The organism is Halopseudomonas sp., from assembly GCF_041579695.1.
Taxonomy (GTDB): Bacteria; Pseudomonadota; Gammaproteobacteria; order Pseudomonadales; family Pseudomonadaceae; genus Halopseudomonas.
The window spans coordinates 1-4,338 of the sequence record NZ_JBFGFI010000143.1; the positions used below are offsets into that span (position 1 = coordinate 1).

The window sequence follows — 4,338 nt, forward strand, 5'->3', positions numbered from 1 at the left end:
GCCCTGGTTCATCACATAATCATAAACCGAATTGAAGAGTGTTGACTTTTCAGCACCGGAAGCAAGACTGCGCATGGTGACACTGGGATTGCCGTTGTTGATTCTGAACCAGCCGACGCGAGCGTTTGCTGCATCCTCGAACGACTCAACGACGCCTCCGCGAGTCGCAAGGTGACGCTTTCTGTAATACGTAAACCAGTTGGCAAAATTCTGTATCGCCGAAGCGTAGGCGGCGGGACTGGAAAAATTAGCCGGCTTTATTTCATATCGGTACAGGTTGGCAGTAACAGCTCCGGGGCTGAAACCCACCGGCACCAGGTTTGCCACATAACCCGCTATCGCTGTCGGACTTCTCGAGTAAAAGGTCGCCGGAAAATAACGCACTCCATGACTCTGATTGGCTTTTACAGAAGTGGTTGGGGAGACGGTTATTGGAGTAAGGACATCCACCCAATTAGTTCCGTTATGCACCCGTGCACCTGTCTCGATAACCATTCCACTGAAAAAACGAAATCTCCAGTTTTCAAGATTGGATTCCACATTAGCAGTCAGGTTGAAAGCAGTAGCTGATGACTGGGGGTCTGGTGAGGCCGCCACAGGATTAGAATCGGTATACGTCTTGGTATTGGTTGACGGCCATGGCGAGTAGACAACCGATGGATCAAAATAGGCCTTATTGAATTCGGCAGAACGTGCCCATGCCAATCGCGTAATAGGCGGAATAGCAAAGTGATCGTTAGTCGAGTCGTCATATCGGCGCCGGCCATCGTAGCTGCCGTTTTGTCCATTGGGAAAAAGGTAGACATACTTCTTCCACGTGGTGTTGGAGGCTCCGATCACGTTAAAATTCAACGTCGACGCGCTAGCCGCAGCATCTGCAGTTACATCCGCATTGGCGCCCGAACCAGTGAATGACTTGCTAATATCATTCCACCAGGCTGCGCCATCGTTGCCAGGCAACAGGAGTTCACCATCCATACTCCCGGAGTCGTCCAGCGCCAGTAGAATGTTCGGTGACACTTGCGTAGTCAGGAACAGTGGCACATCCGAGATCGCCACATCGGCATGGCTAAGCGAAGAGAAACCCATCATCAGACCAAGAACCGCGCCGAGGATTGTCTTGCTGCTTGTAAACCTATTTATACAGGTCATCCCTTTCTCCAGTCAGTCCCGACGGTAAGTAGTTTCTATGGCTGCAAGTGACGTATCACTCACGCCGAAGCCACGCGCTACAACTTTGTAAACATCAACGATGGGCGGCACTTCATCTGCTGCCAGATCAGCGCCAATATCGTAGACGGATATATATTTCTGTATGTAGTACTGGGGCTGGCGAGCTACTTCGTCGACGCCCGTCACGGGGACCCAGGTAGTGGACTGGGCACTAGCCCAATCCGGCACCTTACAGGCTGTGGCAGTGCTCTCAGTATCGGCACATACCAGATAAAGTCCGTTGCTGCCCTGAAATTCGGGAAGACTTGCCTGCTGCAAGACCACCTCGGCGGCTCTCAAAGCTGTTTCGGCAGATTGGAACGCGACATTGATATCACGGGCATTGCCTGCCATACGTTCTTGCAGGGTGGCTCCCTGAATCGCACTCAAACCAATGACCGTCAACAGCAACAGAAATACGAGGCTAATAAGCAGTACGGCTCCCCGCTCGCTCCCGATAGCTTGGTTTTTCATATTGTTCCTCTTCATTTCATGGAGCCCTGTTACGCACGGCGACAACGCTTTCGAACACATTCCTCATCACGCCGTCACTGGTAATCGTCTCACCGTTAAACTTCAGTGCTTGCGAGAAATCGCCTGATGAATCAATCACGCTATCGGACCCTGCCAACAGCATGCTGAACTGTACACTGACTACCCGAGACCAATCCGTTACGGCATCCGCTGTTCGGTATTCGTTGACGTTCCGATTTCCTGAAGTATCTATGCCGTACTGCAACTGCAAATCTTCGACACCATCAACCAGCTCTACATCCACCACGGAGGTCGGGCCACCCTGAATCTGCATCCACAAAGCATCAAGAGCAGCATTATTCTCGCTTGGCTTGATGTAATAAGTGATGCTCTTGAAGGCCATTACTTCGGCATCCGAGCCGTAGAGTTTGCTCAGATTGTTGTTGCTGTTGGATCCCTGTGAGTGGGTTATGGTTACTTTTTTGCCATCATCCTGCCTGGGTTTGTTCACTACGTTGAATATATCAGCAGCGACACAATCAGAAATCATCAGGGTATCGTCCTGGGCAAAGCCAAACCGATTATCAACTATCTGGATGTTTGCATTGATCGGTGCAAGATTGCCTGTGAGCCGGATGCTTTCACCAGATGCTCTGCGCGTGGAAACAACATCAGTACCTGCCTTGGCGCCATATACGTTACCTGCAGTCACATTATTCAACCCGACCAGGAAAGTATCCGCATTGAAGTTCATGAAATTCGCTGGTGGCTCAGCAATAACGCTAACTTCTACGCGATCAAGGTTGCCGCAGCCCATGTATCCTGCCATGCGCAGGTCTCTGGACAGATAATCCACGGCAAACCTGCCATTTTCCTGGATTCTGGCCATGGACTCCTGCATGCGGTAGACATTTTTGCTGCTCAGAAAAACCTGCATGATCGCTGCGCTGATGATCAGCCCTAAAGCCAGTGCAATCATCAGTTCTACGAGACTCAAACCGCGCTGTTGATAGGCATGCATCTTTGTCTGATCTCCACTCATAACCGTGTCTCGAAAACAAATTTCTGGGCATCCGCCTCACCTAGCCGTCCTTCATCCCAGGTAACCGTAATCAAGACGTTATCCCCCGCAGCAGCGACTGAACCTTTACCCTCGGGAAGATATTGACTCAACGCTGACCGCCATTGCTGCAGATCGATCGATGAAATAGAGGTACCGGTCGGCTCTTCTGTAATGGCAAGGTTGTAACCACCAGTATTTGCGATCGCTCTGTTCGCCCGCATGCGATCTGCAATATCGTAGGACAAGACAGTAGCCTGGGAGCGAATCGTGGCTGTCTGATTGAACTTCATTGAATTCAATTGCAAGCCGGCCATACCCAAGATGCCGACTGACAGCACCAGAACGGCTATGAGCACCTCGAGCAGACTGAAGCCGGCTTGTTTCGCATTCTTATTGGGCAAAGAGTTCATGAGCAGGTTCTCTTGGTTACCGACACCCGACCAATTGCGTTTATGCTGATATCACGCTCGTAACGGCAGAATTCAGTGCTTACGCGATACTGCAGATCGATCTTGTTGCCTATCGCCACGCCTGCCAGTTGGCCGCGCGAGTTGAACTGTATACCTGCAGCGGGGCCGCTGAGCGAAGCACCACCTTCGAGAGCGGGAAAAGTTCGAAGGGCAACTCCGGCACTCTCAACCTGCCAGCCGCTCGTCCAATTCGTACCTGAAACCGGCTTGACCGTAATTGTGGTGCCCCGCTTAACTGCTTCCGAGCGCGCCGTGCTGAGGGCAGAAATTACCGCCTCGCGTTGCGTGTCCGCGCGATTCGACCGTATCATTTCAGCGAAGCTGGGCACTGCAATCGCTAGCGCTATAGCCAGGACTGCAATAGTCACCATCAGCTCTATAAGAGTGAAGCCTTTCACACTTTTCATCGAAATCCCCTTTATCACGTGATGCCACTATAGAAAGACAGGCGCTACAGGTCTCTGTCGATACGATAACCGGTAATATCGGAGTGACGACAGGTTATCAGTGGTCGATAGCGGTTTCGGGCATACATGGCAGTGGCCCTTTTCATCCATCATGGAGGATATCCCATGCGCTCCCACGGTTTCACACTGATCGAGCTTATTGTAACGCTTGCCCTTTTTGCGATTCTGGCCAGTATTGCCATTCCCGGCTTTGGCGGCTTGATCGACCAGCAGCGCATGAGCACGGGCCTCAATAATCTCGGCCTGGCTCTCGCCACCACTCGCCAGGAGGCGGTGCGGATGAACCGCACACTGACCCTATCGCCCGTAAATGGCGACTGGAATGATGGCTGGGTGATCTTTGTTGACAGAAACAGGGACGGTGTACCGGACACCGGCGAAACAATTGTGCGTGAACTACCACCGGATGCCGAGCTGAGAATGCATGCGAACAAGCCGGTGTCGAAATATGTTCGTTTTAATGGTCATGGGGAAACCGAGCTCCTGAACGGCGGTTTCCAGGCTGGCACCTTCCGCTTTTGTCCTGCCGAGACAGGAGCCAGTGGGCGGAAGCTTGTGATCAATCAGGTGGGGCGATGGCGTGTTGAGCGCACGGTGATTGATCCGAAGTACTGTGGGTTTTGATATGTGTGCCTGGAACGGCTAGGTCAAA

6 protein-coding genes are annotated in these 4,338 nt (G+C 52.0%); 1 reads left to right on the plus strand and 5 read right to left on the minus strand.

The features are described 5' to 3' along the window. The 5 genes from ABYA88_RS15480 to ABYA88_RS15500 all read right to left on the minus strand — a co-directional run. Positions 1 to 1,152 (minus strand): hypothetical protein (locus ABYA88_RS15480; RefSeq protein WP_373188283.1); only part of this gene is annotated, 1,152 nt, incomplete at its 3' end. A 12-nt stretch (positions 1,153 to 1,164) separates the two neighbouring features. Then, positions 1,165 to 1,686, minus strand: a complete 522-nt coding sequence (locus ABYA88_RS15485) for a PilX N-terminal domain-containing pilus assembly protein (protein ID WP_373188284.1) — start codon at positions 1,684 to 1,686, stop codon at positions 1,165 to 1,167. Positions 1,687 to 1,702: 16 nt separating this feature from the next. Then, positions 1,703 to 2,728: a PilW family protein gene (locus ABYA88_RS15490; RefSeq protein WP_373188285.1), complete on the minus strand. Its 1,026-nt coding sequence runs from the start codon at positions 2,726 to 2,728 to the stop codon at positions 1,703 to 1,705. Continuing rightward, positions 2,725 to 3,159, minus strand: coding sequence for a type IV pilus modification protein PilV (gene pilV, locus ABYA88_RS15495; protein ID WP_373188286.1), 435 nt, complete (start codon positions 3,157 to 3,159; stop codon positions 2,725 to 2,727). The genes ABYA88_RS15490 and pilV overlap by 4 nt, the downstream gene beginning before the upstream one ends. Further along, on the minus strand, positions 3,156 to 3,626 hold the full coding sequence (locus ABYA88_RS15500) for a GspH/FimT family pseudopilin (RefSeq protein WP_373188287.1): 471 nt from the start codon (positions 3,624 to 3,626) through the stop codon (positions 3,156 to 3,158). Before ABYA88_RS15500 ends, pilV begins: the two co-directional genes overlap by 4 nt. A gap of 165 nt (positions 3,627 to 3,791) precedes the next feature. Here ABYA88_RS15500 and ABYA88_RS15505 point away from each other — a divergent pair, with 165 nt between their 5' ends. After that, positions 3,792 to 4,310 (plus strand): GspH/FimT family pseudopilin, encoded by a 519-nt coding sequence (locus tag ABYA88_RS15505; protein ID WP_373188288.1) that lies wholly within the window; start codon positions 3,792 to 3,794, stop codon positions 4,308 to 4,310. Positions 4,311 to 4,338: the final 28 nt, after the last annotated feature.